At 62.4% G+C, this 15,292-nt stretch carries 14 protein-coding genes and 1 pseudogene; 4 read left to right on the top strand and 11 right to left on the bottom strand.

From position 1 onward, the window contains the following. The first annotated feature begins 232 nt into the window (after nt 1-232). The 3 genes and pseudogenes from AC1D1G_RS11250 (at nt 233) to AC1D1G_RS11240 (ending at nt 1,861) form a co-directional block, all read left to right on the top strand. Nucleotides 233-580: a histone-like nucleoid-structuring protein Lsr2 gene (locus AC1D1G_RS11250; RefSeq protein ID WP_477952154.1), complete on the top strand. Its 348-nt coding sequence runs from the start codon at nt 233-235 to the stop codon at nt 578-580. Between the two features lie 30 nt (nt 581-610). Continuing rightward, nucleotides 611-757, top strand: a pseudogene (locus tag AC1D1G_RS11245) (zinc-ribbon domain-containing protein); the annotation flags it as partial. Between the two features lie 129 nt (nt 758-886). Then, complete coding sequence (locus AC1D1G_RS11240; RefSeq protein WP_477952193.1) at nt 887-1,861, top strand: hypothetical protein; 975 nt, start codon at nt 887-889, stop codon at nt 1,859-1,861. Nucleotides 1,862-2,120: 259 nt separating this feature from the next. Here AC1D1G_RS11240 and AC1D1G_RS11235 read toward each other — a convergent pair whose 3' ends face one another. From AC1D1G_RS11235 to AC1D1G_RS11185, 11 genes are all read right to left on the bottom strand, one after another. Then, the gene (locus AC1D1G_RS11235; RefSeq protein ID WP_477952153.1) at nt 2,121-3,095 is read right to left on the bottom strand and encodes an ATP-dependent DNA ligase; all 975 of its coding nucleotides are present in this window, start codon (nt 3,093-3,095) and stop codon (nt 2,121-2,123) included. 608 nt (nt 3,096-3,703) lie between these two features. Beyond that, nucleotides 3,704-3,898, bottom strand: coding sequence for a hypothetical protein (locus AC1D1G_RS11230; protein WP_477952151.1), 195 nt, complete (start codon nt 3,896-3,898; stop codon nt 3,704-3,706). Between the two features lie 100 nt (nt 3,899-3,998). Further along, a complete protein-coding gene (locus tag AC1D1G_RS11225) occupies nt 3,999-5,171 on the bottom strand; it encodes an acyl-CoA dehydrogenase family protein (protein WP_477952150.1) in 1,173 nt (390 codons plus the stop codon). A 16-nt stretch (nt 5,172-5,187) separates the two neighbouring features. Then, nucleotides 5,188-5,646 carry a MaoC family dehydratase gene (locus AC1D1G_RS11220; protein ID WP_477952149.1) on the bottom strand — a complete coding sequence of 153 codons (459 nt, stop codon included), beginning with the start codon at nt 5,644-5,646 and terminating at the stop codon, nt 5,188-5,190. 103 nt (nt 5,647-5,749) lie between these two features. After that, nucleotides 5,750-7,708 carry an acetoacetate--CoA ligase gene (locus tag AC1D1G_RS11215; protein WP_477952148.1) on the bottom strand — a complete coding sequence of 653 codons (1,959 nt, stop codon included), beginning with the start codon at nt 7,706-7,708 and terminating at the stop codon, nt 5,750-5,752. Then, nucleotides 7,705-8,658 (bottom strand): cyclase family protein, encoded by a 954-nt coding sequence (locus AC1D1G_RS11210; RefSeq protein WP_477952147.1) that lies wholly within the window; start codon nt 8,656-8,658, stop codon nt 7,705-7,707. The genes AC1D1G_RS11215 and AC1D1G_RS11210 overlap by 4 nt, the downstream gene beginning before the upstream one ends. Before the next feature lie 44 nt (nt 8,659-8,702). Continuing rightward, on the bottom strand, nt 8,703-9,593 hold the full coding sequence (gene couO, locus AC1D1G_RS11205) for a 4-hydroxyphenyl-beta-ketoacyl-CoA hydrolase (protein ID WP_477952146.1): 891 nt from the start codon (nt 9,591-9,593) through the stop codon (nt 8,703-8,705). Continuing rightward, nucleotides 9,590-10,501 carry a 4-hydroxyphenyl-beta-hydroxyacyl-CoA dehydrogenase gene (gene couN, locus AC1D1G_RS11200; protein ID WP_477952145.1) on the bottom strand — a complete coding sequence of 304 codons (912 nt, stop codon included), beginning with the start codon at nt 10,499-10,501 and terminating at the stop codon, nt 9,590-9,592. Before couN ends, couO begins: the two co-directional genes overlap by 4 nt. 52 nt (nt 10,502-10,553) lie before the next feature. After that, nucleotides 10,554-11,702 (bottom strand): alpha/beta hydrolase family protein, encoded by a 1,149-nt coding sequence (locus tag AC1D1G_RS11195; RefSeq protein ID WP_477952144.1) that lies wholly within the window; start codon nt 11,700-11,702, stop codon nt 10,554-10,556. Nucleotides 11,703-11,752: 50 nt separating this feature from the next. Further along, nucleotides 11,753-12,688 carry a VOC family protein gene (locus tag AC1D1G_RS11190; protein WP_477952143.1) on the bottom strand — a complete coding sequence of 312 codons (936 nt, stop codon included), beginning with the start codon at nt 12,686-12,688 and terminating at the stop codon, nt 11,753-11,755. Between the two features lie 80 nt (nt 12,689-12,768). Continuing rightward, nucleotides 12,769-13,896: an FAD-dependent monooxygenase gene (locus AC1D1G_RS11185; protein ID WP_477952142.1), complete on the bottom strand. Its 1,128-nt coding sequence runs from the start codon at nt 13,894-13,896 to the stop codon at nt 12,769-12,771. Nucleotides 13,897-14,253: 357 nt separating this feature from the next. Between AC1D1G_RS11185 and AC1D1G_RS11180 the strand changes: the two genes are divergently transcribed. Next, nucleotides 14,254-15,180: a LysR family transcriptional regulator gene (locus AC1D1G_RS11180; RefSeq protein ID WP_477952141.1), complete on the top strand. Its 927-nt coding sequence runs from the start codon at nt 14,254-14,256 to the stop codon at nt 15,178-15,180. Nucleotides 15,181-15,292: the final 112 nt, after the last annotated feature.

Genomic DNA, 15,292 nt, shown 5'->3' with positions numbered 1-15,292 from the left:
GCGCGGCCGTGTTCGATGACCTTGACGCAGCAGAGGACGCTGTCGAATCGGCCGATTTCGACCTCCCGTGGGAGGCGCACTTCGAGGTCCGGACCGGCGACGGGAGTGGGCCGAGAACTTCCCGGAGTCAGACCATCCGGCCCGGCACCCATAGATCCCCGGGGCTCGCGGAGTTTTCTGATACTGCCAGTACTGTCATCCGGTCTGTGCCGGAGAACGAGGAGTGGAATCTGTGGCACGCAAGGTCGTAGTTGAGATGGTCGACGACATCGACGGCACAGCCTTCGGTGAGGACGGCGAGAGCATCCACTATGCAGTCGACGGCGTCGAGTATGTGATCGACCTGAAGGACGAGCACGCGAAGGAACTCCGCGAGACCTTCGAGTACTACATCGCGCACTCCACCCGGGTCGGCGGCCGCAAGCACCGCGCGGACCGACCGGGTAACCCCACTGCCGGGAAGCGGCCATCGGGCGAAACGAAGAAGATCCGCGCCTGGGCGCTCGAGCAGGGCTACGAGCTCTCCTCCCGCGGTCGTATGCCCGCCGAGGTCGAGCAGGCCTTCCACGACGCCCACTGACGGCCTCGAACAGGAGACACAAGGGGGAGTATGCGTTTCAAAGATGAGCACCCAGACCTGTTTCGGCAACTACATCGGACCCGCAATGCCGGGGTCGATCTTGATTCGATCACCGCATCTTCACACGAGATGCTGTGGTGGCGTTGCCCTGTTGGTCACGAGTGGCGAGAAACGCCGCTGCAACGGCGATCGCACGCGACGTGGAAGCAGGGGGATCTCCACGCATGCCTGTACTGCGTAGCCCCTGGCTGCCTCGTCTACAGCTGCGGTCATCGTAGGTTTCGGCGCAGTGAATCCACCTTCCGTGTGCTCGCCCACCCGTGCGACAAGTGTGAGAGCACAGAGCACGCACAACTGATTCTCGACGCCCTGGACGATTCGGCCGCGGCCGCGGTCCGCATCCTCGATGAGAGCCCGCACTACGCCCAGTTTTGCGGCAAGGCGGCCGACGCAGTCGAGTGGTGGGACGAGATCTTCCCACTGGTGGAGGCATATTTCGTTCGCATGGTCAGCGTGTACGCCGCCATCGCGACCGTCGAGCATCGTCCCACGCTGAGCGAGCCGACATCGAGCCTGCTCGGCGCGTGCATGCTCCGCATCCTCGATGCGCTGCCGCAGGACTGCCGGGAGGACATGCACTCGGCCGTGCCGGAAGATGCCGGGCACTTTCATGACCGGTATCTTCCCGGGCGGCATCATCACGAGATCGCATGGGCGTTGAAGAAGCTCGGCTTCGACATCGTCGACACACCCCTACAAGACGACATCGAGCGGCGCGTGCAATTCTGCGAGCAACAGCGCTTCTCCGCGACCGGTGACCTGCCTCCGGTCAACCTCGCAGGGAGGCACTATCCCGCCTTTAATCATCTGCCTCGGGACCGCGAGAGAGGGTCGTTGTCCGAGTTGCAGGGCTTCCGCCCGAAGCAGCTCCCACCACGGATCACCGCAGTTCGGGTCAGGCTCGACGAATCCTCACCCGCCGAGACCGGCGACCCCCTCGGCCGAACGCACGTCGGCTACTCCCCGGATCTCACGCCGCAAGAACTGTGGGAGCGCGGACGCGGAGTGTGGAAGTTCCGTGCCGACCACGTCGCCGCATCAACGATCGTCCTCATGGTCCACGACAAGACTGTTGTCCTGGTGGCATCGATCACCGGACTCACCCTGCACCGCGGCGGTCTGGCCATTCTCGGTGAACCGCTTACTGACCACCCCCTCATCGGCAAGCCTGACCCGCTGCATACACCGAACCCCCTTGCCTATGGCGTCATCAATTTCTGACCGGTCGCCCCGTGAGAGTTGGCCGGCGCATCGGAATACCACCCGCTCCGCCGCTGTTGAAGAGAGCTGACGGTGGCGCGCATACCCCGGGTACCACACCAGAAAAGTCGCTGCGAGCGACCACTTGCCGAGAGGCGATATGGCGTCACTGTCACCCCCTGGCCGGGTAAGACCTGCATTGCGCAGCGTTCCCAGGCGTAGGGGGATGAGGAGGGCCGCTGACGCCGGGGAAGGTGTCGGCGGCTTTCCTCTGGTCGGGCTACAGATCCTCCACCCGGACCGATTGAAAATCGACGTCGAAGCGCCGGCCTTTCAGCGAGGGATGGCGCAGCCCACCCGCCGTGTGGGCCCTGTACGCGACGTCCACGACCAGTCGAGGATTCAGCCACTGAACCCCGGGGAAGGTCTCCGCGGCCGCTGACGGGTCCGTGAGAGGGCTGCTAGGGCGTTCCAGCGGCCGGAAGTCCTCCCGGAGCTGTCGGCGCATCGAGACCGTGAGTCCGCTGGAGACAGAACCTACCTGGACTAACCGTTCTTCCGCGTCGTACGCTCCGAGGATCAGCGCCGCGACCGATCGACTCGAGCCGACGAAGCCGATCACCAAAACTGAACTGCGCGTGCGGATTGCATGCTTGACCCAGGATCGGCTACGCTGGCCCGGAAGGTAGATCGACGCCGATCGTTTGGCCAAAATTCCTTCCATGCCAGCACTTTTCGCGGCATTCAGCATGATTTTGCTGCTCTGATTTTCCCAGTGTGGAGGGACGGTGATGGGCAGGCCACCGACGTCCTGGATGACCGAATCCAGCTCGGCCAGCTCCGCCCGCCGCTCCAGATATGACGCTTTCGTGAGATCGTCTCCTTCGAGCGCGAGGACGTCAAAGGGTAAAAATGTCACAGGTATTCGACGTTGTAGCGGCTTCGTCGCATGGGTGACCCCCAGTCGGCGCTGGAGCAGCCCGAAGGATGGCGTGCCCTGATCGAGAGCTACCAGTTCGCCGTCGAGAACGATGCGTCCGTGGCCGCCGAACGCGGCCGTCAATGCCTCGGCGATCTCGGGATACGAGGGTGTCACCACGTTCATGTTGCGGGTCCACAGCACCGGCTCGCGGCCGCCGCCCACCGAGGCCAGCATGCGGCACCCGTCGTACTTCATCTCGAAACTCCATGGCCGTTCCGCCGTGTCGTCCGGAAGCGTGCCGGCCGTGGCCAGCATGGGCGCAATCAGCCGCATAGCCCCGATTGTGCCCGTGACCTGGGAGCTACGCAGGTAGAAGGCTCAGGAAAGCGTGTCGCCGGGCGGCGCGCGATAGGTACAGGGTCAGTGCCAGGAGTTCCACCAGAGAACTATGGGCACCAGCCAAGGTGTCCACACCATCCAGCTCGTTCCCGACCCGTACGGGGGGATCGGAATCACCGTCATCACCTCCGGGGTTAGTTGAATGGAAGCGACTGCCACCACCTCGTTGCTGCAACCATTGCGTCGACAACAGGCGTGAGCCAGGGGTACCAGAACAAGAGTTCCATCGTGATCTCCTTGGTCGGAAACGGGCTCAGTTGAATGGAAGCAACCCCCTCCTGCGCTGTGTATCGCCCGCCGGAGGCGGATCGGTACAGCTACCCAATCGAGTGGGCCCCCATAGATGCAGGCCGAGTGATGGCGGATTCACCCCAGATCGCAAAGAGAAACAGGCCGCCACGCACCTGCCAATCCGCGGAACACCGCAGATCAGGACCGTGATCAGATCACCGGTCTGGGCAGTGAGTGGCGACCTGTTGCTCGTCGCGGTTGTCAGAGTAGATCGTCCCTCTGACAGACCTCCGCTAGGAACTCAGAGACGATCAGGACTTCGCCGGGACGAGAAACTTCACCGCGACGCTGAAGGCGTATTTTCCTGGGCTGTCCAGTAGGGACTCGATGAGTGCATGGCCGTCCTCATCGATGCTGAGGATTTTGAACTTCGAGACCCCTTGAGGGTGGAGCATCACCGTGTCGCCTGTTGTCAGACCCGCGCGAGTTCCCGGATTCTCGGTCATACACCACGATGAACCCGTACGGATACGGTGCGCAAAGCACCAGATGCGGCCGGGTTCGCACCTCAGCTGCGCACTGACAATGAGTCACCGTAAGGGATGGTCAGATCCTGGACCGCTGCTTCATCCCGCGTGTGGTGTCGCGCCCGATGATTTCCTTCATGATTTCCGTCGCGCCGGCGTAGATGGTCGCGCCGCGCGCATCGAGGAAATCTCTCGCTATGGAGTACTCCTTGATGAATCCGTAGCCTCCGTGGAGTTGCAGGCACCGTGTGACGACACGCTGATGCAATTCGGTGGCCCACCATTTGGCCATCGCGGCATCCACATCTGTGAGCGTGCCACGCGATTGTGCACTAATGGCATTGTCGACGAACGCCTGGGTGACTTCGATTTCGGTGCGCATCTCCGCAAGCTCGAATCGAACGTGTTGTAGGTGTGACAGGCTCGATCCGAATGCTTTTCGTGTAGTGGCATGACAGACCGTGGTGTCGAAACTGCGCCGCATCGCGGCCATCGAAGCGACAGCCACACTGAGTCGCTCCTGCGGAAGATTCCCTTTGAGGTAGCGGAACCCTTCATTCAGCTGACCCAAGAGGTTGGTCCGGGGCACGCGCACACTGTCGAAGTGCAGCTCGGCCGTGTCTTGGCTCGACAAGCCGATCTTGTCTAGCTTCCGTCCGCGGGAGAAGCCTTCCATTCCACGTTCGACGACGAGGAGGCTGAATCCGTCTCTTCCGGCGGACGGGTCGGTGCGGCACACCACGATCAGGATGTCAGCGAGAACGCCGTTGCTGATGAAGGTTTTGCTTCCGTTGAGAACGAAGTGGTCGGGGTGTGGCTCGGCGACGGTCGCGATACCCGCCAGGTCGCTGCCTGCTTCGGGTTCGGTCATTGCGATGGCTGCCACGGTGGTGCCCTCGCACAGGTTGGGTAGCCATCGACGTTGTTGTTCCTCGTTGGCCAGCGACACGAGGTATGGCGCGATCAGGTCGTTGAAACCGCTGATGTTCATGGTTACTGCGAGTGCGCCGGCATAGGCGAGTTCTTCGATGACGACGGCGTTGAATCGGAAATCGTCGACGCCTCCCCCGCCGAATTCTTCGGGCACCGACATCCCCAACAGCCCTGCTGCACCTGCCTCGGTGAACAGTGATCGGTCGACGATGCCGGCTGTTTCCCAGTCCGAGAGGTTGGGCGCAACCTTGTTCTCGACGAAACGGCGGACTGAGCTTCGGAAGTCCTCATGGACGGATTCATACAGCGTGCGCTTCACTGAGTTCTCTTCTCGATCAGTCCAGGAAGCGGAACACTGGTTGAGCGATGCAGACGGGCTTGTCCACGCCCTCGCACTCGATCACGACATCGGCGACGACTTGCACACCGCCGGCGATGGTGTCGACGGGCCCGAGCGTCGCGCCGAGTCGGATCTTCGATCCCGCGGGAACGGGAGCTGGGAAGCGGACCTTGTTCAACCCGTAATTCACTGAGAGAGAAGTTTTCTCGACGACCAGAACTTCACCCAAGAGTGGGATCAGCAGTGACATAGTGAGGTAGCCGTGGGCGATTGCCGTGCCGAACGGGCTTTCCTTCGAGGCGCGTTCGGGGTCGGTGTGTATCCACTGGTGATCGTCCGTTGCGTCCGCGAATTGGTTCACACGCTCCTGGGTCACATCGATCCATCGGCTGTAGCCGAGATGTTGTCCGACGAGTGGGTGGAGATCGCTCGTGGTCGTGACAGTCGTAGTCATTGCGTTCCTTCGTGTATTACCGGTCAGTGAGTGAACGTCGATGCCGTCCGCGCTCCGGGCGCACATCGAGTGCATCAGGAGCCGCTTCAGCTGCGTGTTCCCCTCAGGTCGTCGGTGTCAGTGCGTGCTGGTAGTACGCCAGACTCTGCGGGTTGGCCATTGTGTTCGGGTTGGCCACGTCACGGGGGTCTGCACCGTGCAGGATCCGTTTGACGGGCACTTCGAGCTTCTTCCCGGTAGTGGTGCGGGGGATCTCGGGCGCAACGAGTATGAGATCGGGAATATGCCTGGGCGACAGGGTGGCACGGATGGTCTCGGAGGCGATTTTCCGTAACGCGTCGTCGTCGACGTCGGTTGCGGCGACGACGAACAACACCAGGTGGCCGTGTCCGGTCTCTGGATCGTCGAGATGGACGATCAGACTGTCCCCGATTTCGGGGCGCGCCTCGAGCACCGAGTAGTACTCGGCTGTGCCGATACGGACGCCTCCGCGGTTGAGAGTCGCGTCGGATCGCCCGCTGATCAGGACCGATCCACGATGGGTGATGGTGATCCAGTCACCTTGTCGCCAGATGTTCGGATACTTGTCGAACCAGGTCGTGTGGTAGCGGCTGCCGTCCGCATCGTTGTACAAGGCCACTGGCATGGCGGGAATCGGTCCGGTGATCACGAGTTCGCCGTCGGTATCGACGACGGAGTTGCCATCCGCATCGTAGGAGTCGATGGGGATGCCCAGTGCTCGGCAGGAGATTTCGCCTGACCAGACGGGGGTCATCGGGGATGAACCGACCAACGTCGATGCCACATCGGTACCCCCGCTGATGGATCCGAGTTGTACCGAACTGCCGAAGTTCTCGTAGACCCACTCGTACCCGGTTGGCGGCAGAGGTGAGCCGGTCGATCCCACGAACCGTATCGCGGTCAAGTCACCCACCGATTGCAGATCCAGTCCCTGGCTACGGCACGCAATCAAGAAGGACGCGCTCACCCCGAAGTGGGTGACCTTCTCCTGCGCGGCAAGGCGCCACAGCGTGCCGAGATCCGGGTGCACGGGATTGCCGTCGAACAGTACGATCGTCGCACCGGAGAGGAGCCCGGAGACGACGGTGTTCCACATCATCCACCCGGTGGTGGTGTACCAGAAGAAGCGGTCCCCGAGGTCGAGGTTCAGATGTAGTGCACCATCTTTGAGGTGCGTGAGCAGCATGCCTCCGTGGCCGTGCACGATGGACTTGGGAAGTCCCGTGGTGCCGGACGAATAGAGAATGTAGAGCGGGTGGTCGAAGGACACCCGCTCGAACTCGAGGGGCGCGGACTTCTCGACGAGTTCGTTCCACGTCACCATGTCGTCTTGGGCCGGTCTATCCGGGTGCAGTGAGGACACCAGTACCGCTGCCTTGACGGATGGGAGACCCGCGCGCAGGCGTCGGTGCTCGCCGGAGACGTCGACCTCTTTGCTTCCGTACCGGTATCCGTCGACGACCAGCAACACTGTCGGCCCGATCTGTTGCAGCCGGTCCAAGATGGCTTTGGTGCCGAACTCCGGCGGGCACAGCGACCACACCGCTCCGAGGCTGGCCGTGGCCAGGAACGCGACGACCGTCTCGGGGATGTTCGGTAACACTGCGGCGACGCGATCTCCCTTCTGCACTCCGAGGCGGAGCAGTCCGGCACGGGCGCGTGCGACCTGGTCGCGCAGCTCTCCGTAGCTCAGTTCTGCGGTACGTCCTGTTTGGTTGTGGGAAATGAGCGCTGTTGCGTCGTCGGGCCACAGGGGCGAGAGCGCTCGCTCTGCGTAGTTGACTGAGACGTTCGGGAACCAGCGCGCGCCCGGCATGGACCGCTCATCGAGCGCGGGCGCCGGTTCACCGTCGGCCTGGACATCGAAGAATTCCCATATCGAGGACCAGAAACGGTCGGCATCTGCCACCGACCATTCCCACAGGGCTGCGTAGTCGACGAGACTGTCGACGCCGTAGCGCTCGTGCAGCCACGACCGGTATCGGCCGATGGCAGTGTCCTCGATGTCGCCCGGTTCCCAGAGGATCTGTGGTTCGGTCACTTGATCGCCACCGCCCCCACCGGGGAGCCCACGGCGCCGGTAATCGGCAGGGGGGTGGCCGCCAGCATGAATTCGTAGCGTCCATCGGCCGCACATGCTGCCGCGAGTTCGTCGAGGTCGAACATTTCACCGATGGCCAGTCCCATGTGCACGAGGACGACCTGGTGAAGCGGCTGGAAGCTGTCGATCTCATTGGGACGCACTTCCGCGCCCCAGGTGTCCGTCACAATCGCAGAGATTTCCTTCTCGTACAGCCACGGAGCCGTGTGTAGGGACAGCCCCGGTGCGGATCCTCCGGCGAAGTCGCCCCAATTGCCTCGACGCACCGACATCTGGCCTGTGCGCACGACCAAGGCGTCACCCGATTGGATGGTGCTTCCCTGTGCTGCGAGAGCGGCCTCGAGGTCGTCCACCGTGATCGCGTATCCATCGTCCAAGCTGGGCACGCCGCGATGCGCGGGGAGGTCGACGAGCACAGCCCGGAGGACCATTCGGTCGGACCAGTGCTGTATTCCGTTGCGCGCGGCACCATTCGAAGTGTGCTCCGACGCGCTGTACCCGTTCCACATCTTGTTCTTGTGGAAGATATGGGAGAGGGCATCCCATTGCGTTCCGCATTGAGTTCCCATGATGACCATGTCGTCCGAGTAGCCGAAGTCACCGGGCGCTCCGAACACCGTCGCCAGCGTCTCGGTTTGGCTTCCGGACAGGCTGTCGGTTCCGGTTGCGATGGTCACCAGTTGCGGATTCTGTCGGACGCCACCGCTCTGCGGCCCGTTCTGGTCGTACGGCAACGTCAACGAGATGACCTTTCCGTCACGAACCAGAGCGGCGGCAGCTCGAACCTGCTCGGCACCGACCAAGTTCATCGCGCCCAGCTGATCGTTCTCACCCCACTTGCCCCACCGACTGAGCCGGGCGATGTAGTCGTCGAGGATCTGTGTACTCAATTGCTTCTCTCCACTTCGGTTCGTTCTCTGCGCCGGGGCGAGGTTCAGGCCTTGATGCCGAGCACTGTCAACGCGTTCGTTTTGAGGATCAGCGGCCGAATCTCAGGCTTGACCTCGATGTTCTCGAAGTCGCTCAGCCAACGATCGACCTGCAGCACCGGGTAGTCGGAGCCGAAGAGAACCTTGTTCCTCAGTAGGGAGTTAGCGGCTCTGACCAGCTGTGGTGGAAAGTACTTCGGCGACCATCCGGACAGATCCACGAAGACGTTCGCCTTGTGCGTCGCGATGGAGATCTGGGCGTCCACCCAGGGCACCGACGGATGCGCCAGTACCAGCGTCAGGTCGGGAAAGTCGGCTGCAACATCGTCGAGCAGCATCGGGTCCGAGTACCGCAGTTTGATGCCGTGACCACCGGGGAGGCCGGCGCCGATGCCCGTCTGGCCGGTGTGGAACAGTGCTGGTACTCCGGTGTGTGCGATGGCCTCGTACAGGGGGTAGAACTGCCGGTCGTTGGGCGCAAATCCCTGCATGCTCGGATGGAACTTGAACCCTTTGACTCCGTACTCGTCGACGAGTCGGTGCACACGTTCGACAGCCGCTTTGCCCTGCCAGGGATCGACAGAGCCGAACGGAATGAGCACGTCGTTGTGGCGGGCCGCACCCTCGGCTATGTCCTCGACAGAATTCGCGGAGTGCCCTGTGGCGGAAGCGGCGTCGACGGTGAAGACGACGGCAGCCATGTTCCTCGAACGGTAGTGTTCGGCGACGGCGTCGACCGATGGACTTTGGTCCCCGGTGGTCTTGAAGTACTTCTCGGTGGCGGCCAACAGGGTGTCGTCCATTGCGTGCTGCCCACACCCGTCGACCTGGACGTGGGTGTGGAAGTCGATTGCGTCGATCGCGTCGAAATCGATCCCGTATTCGTACTTGCTCATTTCGCAGTGAGTTCTTCCGGAAAGCTTTCCCCGACGGATTCGACCGCGTCCGCGAACGAGGACGCCCATTGGGTCGCGATGTCGTCGGCCGACCAACCCTCGTCGTGGAACTCGGTGGCTGTCAGTTGAGGGTGTGACCACAGGGCCAACCGGTCGCCGCCGATGGAGAACACCTGTCCCGTGATGTCCGCGGCGGCGTCGCTTGCGAGGAAGCTGATCAATCCTGCTGCGTCTTCCGGCGTCCCCATGCCCACGTCGCGGCGGATGATGGGCGGCAAAGGCTCGCCGTTTTTCAGGTCCTTGACGTAGGGGGCCAGGAACGGGACGGTCTCGGTCATCGCTGTGGCCGCCACCGGGCACACCGCGTTGGCAGTGACGCCGGCCCGCTGCAGTTCCATCGCCCAGGTCCGGACCATCCCGACGATGCCGGCTTTGGCGGCAGAATAATTGGTCTGGCCGAAGTTTCCGCGCTGACCGGCAGGGGACCCGATGCAGATGACGCGCCCGCCGTCGCCCTGCTCGCGGAACCGGAGCACGGCCTCCCGGACGCAGGTGAACGTCCCACGCAGATGCACCTCGATGACCGCGTCGAAATTCTCATCGGTCATCTTCCACAGGACGGAATCGCGCAGGATGCCGGCGTTGGTGACCAGGATGTCGAGCCGTCCGAACGCCTCGACCGCGGCGTCGACCAACTCCTTGGCGGTCTCGGTGCTCCCGATCGGGGCGATGACCTGCACCGCATGTCCACCCGATTTGGTGATCTCGTCGACCGCTGCCTGCGCCGACTCGGGATTGACGTCGTTGACGACCACAGCTGCCCCGTAGTGGGCGAGGCTCTTTGCGTAGGCGAGTCCGAGCCCCTGTCCGCTGCCGGTGACGATTGCTACTTTTCCAGTTAAATCCATTGACCTGTTTCTCCGGTTCGGTGCCGCGACGCTTGGTACTGGGATGTTCGATCTAGTCGAGATCGCTGAAGGTTTCGTCGATCCAATCGGCGATGAAAGTGGCGTGCAGCGAAATGTTGTCGCAGCCCACGTGCTCGCAGCCCCCCTCCTCCTGCGTGAAGATCCTCAACTCGCGCTTGGGACTGTTGACCGCTTCGTCGTAACTCTGCTGGGCGTATTCGACTGGTATCTGCCTGTCGCTTTCGCCGTGTGTGACCAGGAACGGCACGGTGATCTTGTCCAGCACGCCCACCAGCGACACGCGTTCGGCGACAGACATGAACTCCTCAATGTCCTCCGCCCCCCACACCCACATCACGTGGTCCCAGTAGTGGGGTACCGGGTTCTCGCCCTCCCTGGCCTGACGACGCTTCTGCATCTCGCCCCAGTTGTGGTTGGCTCCCCACGCGACGCACAGCTTCAGCCGCTTCTCGAACGCCGCTGCTCTGGGCGCGAAGTAGCCGCCCAACGACCAACCGACTAGCCCGATTCGGGCGTTGTCGACGTCCGAGCGGGTTTCGAGATAGTCGACGCAGGCAGACGCCCACCCTTCGGTTTCGGGCGTGGCCGTCAGATGCTGAAGACGAAGAGCTTCACCCGTCCCCGGCGTGTCCACCATCAATGTGGATACGCCGCGGGCAGCCAGTTCATCCGCGAAGCCGGTGAGGTACAGCATTTCCTTCGTCGAGTCGAGACCGTTCCACTGAATGATGCATGGCGCGTTCGTTTCCGAAGTCTCGGCGCGTACGAAATATGCCGGCAAGGTGGTGTCACCGAAGGGGACTTCCACCCGGGTGCAGTTTCGATCCGCTGTCCCCTTCTCGAACAGCTCGAGGGTCCGTTCGTAGGCCTGTTTCCTGTCGGGCCAGTGCCTGCTCTGCATCCGCTCGGCGCCACCGAGATAGTTGGCCGCGCGCCGATACTTCGCCCCGGCGCTTCGACTGCGCCCGTGCGAGGCGTCGTTGTCAGCTGACTCCACCAAACGATCTACCACGGAAGACCAGGAGGCGAAGAGGAGCTCGCTCCCGTCCTTCTGTTGGTGCGCACCGGCTTCGAGGAGGGGCTTGCAGGCGCGGTCGAACTCGTCGATGTTGCCGCCGCTGTTCAGGACGCCGGCGGCGGCCAGGTTCCAGATGTAGTTGCCGGGAAAGTACTCGAACAAGATTCTTCACTCCACTGGTCGTCGGTAGGTCACCTGCGCTGTAGTCCGATCTAGACGGGCGGGGCGATGAAGATGCCCTTGTCCGGGTCATTGAACGTCCGCATCATGCCTTCTTCTTCGGACTGAGCTGTGCCCCACACATCTGCGACGGCCGGATCCGACACGTCGTACAGATGGGGGTGCCACAGGTCTTCGTCGAGCACCTCCAACTCGGTGGTGTACTCCACCGTGTTGCCGTGGGGATCGAGGAAGTAGCTGAAGGTGTTGTCGCCGGCCTTGTGCCTGCCAGGCCCGAAGATTTTCGTGGCGCCGGCCCGCATGAGGCGCCCGGTCCCGCGCATGTACTCGTCGATTCCGCGCATCTCGAACGACACGTGGTTGAGCGAGGTGTGGGGAGCCTGCGAAATCGCCAGGCTGTGATGGGTCGGGTTGCAGCGCATGAAGTAGAACACCTCCCCCATGTCGGGGAGCGAAAGCGTGTCTGACAACGAGAAATCGAGAAGTCGCTCGTAGAACGCACGTGTACGCGCGGCGTTCGGGGAGTTGATCACCACGTGGGAGAGCTTGACCGGAACGGACTCGCCCTCTTCGACCCGGCGGTGCTTGCGAACTGCAACGTCGGAGGAGATTTCGACCGTGCGGCCGTCGATGTCGAAGAAGCGGAATCCGTATCCGCCGCCGGGTGTCTGCAGCTTGCCGGGTGGGCTGACCAGGGTGACTCCGTCCGCACTCAGGCGCTCGGCGAGGGTTTCGACGGCGGCCGCGTCGACCGCGCCGAAGGCGACCAGGTCGAGGCGTTTCTCATCTGCTTGCCGAAGGCGCACGACGTATTGCTCGGGCGATCCCTCGGCTGCCAGGAACATGATTCCTTTCTCGTCGGCGACGGGAGACAACTGCCACAGGTTGGTGTAGAACTCGACCTGCTTGTCGTAATCCGGCACTGCGAGATCGACATGGCGTAGGTGGGTGATGAGACGTGTGGACACTTGCCCTCCAACTGGTGAGTCGTTTCGGGTGATGGTGGACCCGGTGTGCGTGCCGGAAGAATTCGCTCGGTTCGCTGCTGTCATGCCGGCTGTGCGATGACTGAATTGACCTTGTGGATCAACTGCGGCATGTCGCTGTGCACTTCGCGTGCAAGCATCCATTCGGTGATCTGGAGCGAACTTTCCACGACTGTGCGTACCCGGTCGAACCGGCGGGTGTAGAACGCTTCGAGCAGCGCGTCGTCGAGCTGGTCCGCGCCCACGAGGAGCTCGGTCAGCACAGCGGCGTCCTCTAGACACATCGCCGCACCTTGAGCCAAGGTGGGTGGGCACGCGTGCACCGCATCGCCGATCAGCACCACTCGGCGGCGATGCCACTGGTCTCGGATCAACAGTGACTCGACCGAGGTGTAGTTGATCTTGCTTGGATCGGTGATGGTCTCCCGAATCGCGGTCCAGTTGCCGCCATAGCCGTCGAGCAACTGGCGAAGCGTGGCGACGAGCTCGTCCGATGTCAGATCCGACCTGTCGGTCAAATCCTCGGCCAGGTACGCATACAGGGTGTCTGCGCTGGTGGGTGTATGACCTGCGATGAGGCACGGTCCATCCGAACACGTGTCGATGCGGGTGACACCTTCTGGCCGGGGGGTCTGCACCCTCCACAGCCCCACACCGGTGGGACGGGGTTCGACGTCGATATCGAGCAGGTTGCGCACTACCGAATGGATGCCATCGGCGCCGACGACCAGGTCATATCGTGCAGAGTCGCCGTCCGCGAACTGTACGTCGACTCCGGCACCGTCATCATCGAGTCGTGACACGGTGCTGCCTGTGCGTACTGCGGCACCGGCGGCGATGGCTGCCGAGGAGAGGATCTCTGCCAACCTCGGCCGCGTCATGCCGAGTGTCGCCGGCAGATCCGGTCCGCCAATCTTGGCGTCGGTGATCTCGAACAGCAGTTCGCCCGACACCGAAGTAAATGCAGCGGAGTCGAATCCGTACCCGGACGCTTCGACTTCGGGCCATACACCCAGAGCCCGCAGCTCACGAAGCGCGTTGCCCATGAGCGTTATGCCGGAACCGCGGACGGACTGGTCCGACTTGATTTCGACGATCTCGACCGCGATACCCGCGTGTGCCAGACCGATCGCCAGGGCGCACCCAGCGGTGCCACCACCTACGATTAGGACGCTGCGGACAGCAACCATGGAGAGACCTCGTATTCACGTCTTTGGGATGAGGGTCGGCTCGGATGCGCAAACGAGGTCATCCCTGTCGCGGATGGGTTCGTCGGCAGTGGGCCCGAGCTGCAAGCCTTGATGACGGCTTGTGACTTACATCATGTGCGGAGACCAGCCGGGTGGGAACACCTCTTCGTAGATACCCACTATCGACTCAGGCGATACGAGAACAGCCGACCACCGGCATACATCGTCAGCTGCTCGGGCAGATCGACTCGACGGCTCCGGTCGGATCGCTCTTTTGGTTCGCGGGGTGATCCGATTGTGCAAACGTGGTGGTAGGAACGACATTGCTGTCGCAAGCGTGGACCGTGTAGGAGCAAAATGGAGCTGGCAAACCTTGATCTCAATCTGCTGCTGTCCTTGCAGGCTCTCCTCCACGAACGCAGCGTCAGCCGGGCAGCAGAGCGTGTCGGGATCGGCCAACCCTCGATGAGTGCTCAGCTCGGCAAGTTACGACGTCATTTCGGTGACAACCTTCTTGTGCGTTCGGGCAACGTCTATCTGCTCACTCCTCTTGCCGTCGAGTTGCTCGATCGGACCGATGCGGCAGTGGCCGGGGTGCGCCGGGTTTTCGCCGAACAGTCAGGGTTCAACCCGCAGACATCACGGCGAGACTTCCGCATCATGGCCTCGGACTACGCGTTGTCCGTTTTCATCGGCGACTTGGTCGCGGACATCGAGGAACGTGCGCCTCACGTCTGTCTGCATATCGAACCGGTTCGGAAGAAGCTGCTGGGAGCGATGACCGACGAGCATCGAGCTGTCGACGCACTGGTGATCCCGCACGGCTACGTCGACGAACTGCCGTACTTGGATCTCTTTCACGACGAGTGGGTGTGCTTGGTTGCCGCCGACAACGAGGCGGCAGCCGATTCGTTGACCATCGAGCAACTCGCTGAGATGCCGTGGGTCGTTAGCTACGACTGGCCATCGAATACGGCTTTGCAGCAGTTGAAGTCCAAGGGAGTCGAGCCCAAAACGAAGGTCGTCACAGAAAGCTTCACCGCGTTGCCGTTCCTGCTCCGAGGCACGAATCGAGTCACTGTGGTGCAGAAGAGACTGGCAGACCTATTCAGCGACGTAGCGGGCCTGAAAGTCCTGCCGTGCCCCTTCGGTTCTGCGCCTTTCGTCGAGGCACTGTGGTGGCATCCGAGCTATCGCAACGACATGGGGCATCGCTGGCTCCGAGATGTGTTCGCCGAAGTTGCAACACAAATCGCAAAGGGTGATGCAGACCGTCGCCCATAATGTACGGGGTGGTTTATCACCGCGGTGTGGTGCAAGTCTGGCTGACCGTGATTGGCACAGTGGCACGTTGAGGGTTGCGTAGGCGTCCGGACGGCCAGCGGTCATCGTGTCA

Source organism: Rhodococcus sp. P3_B8 (assembly GCF_056402775.1).
This window is presented reverse-complemented; position numbering and strand designations above follow the sequence as displayed.

Coding starts and splice junctions, on each gene's coding strand:
- AC1D1G_RS11235 (WP_477952153.1), bottom strand. CDS start 3,095: ATGCGGCTGATTGCGCCCATGCTGGCCACGGCCGGCACGCTTCCGGAC.
- AC1D1G_RS11230 (WP_477952151.1), bottom strand. CDS start 3,898: ATGACCGAGAATCCGGGAACTCGCGCGGGTCTGACAACAGGCGACACG.
- AC1D1G_RS11220 (WP_477952149.1), bottom strand. CDS start 5,646: ATGACTACGACTGTCACGACCACGAGCGATCTCCACCCACTCGTCGGA.
- couO (WP_477952146.1), bottom strand. CDS start 9,593: ATGAGCAAGTACGAATACGGGATCGATTTCGACGCGATCGACGCAATC.
- couN (WP_477952145.1), bottom strand. CDS start 10,501: ATGGATTTAACTGGAAAAGTAGCAATCGTCACCGGCAGCGGACAGGGG.
- AC1D1G_RS11185 (WP_477952142.1), bottom strand. CDS start 13,896: ATGGTTGCTGTCCGCAGCGTCCTAATCGTAGGTGGTGGCACCGCTGGG.
- AC1D1G_RS11180 (WP_477952141.1), top strand. CDS start 14,254: ATGGAGCTGGCAAACCTTGATCTCAATCTGCTGCTGTCCTTGCAGGCT.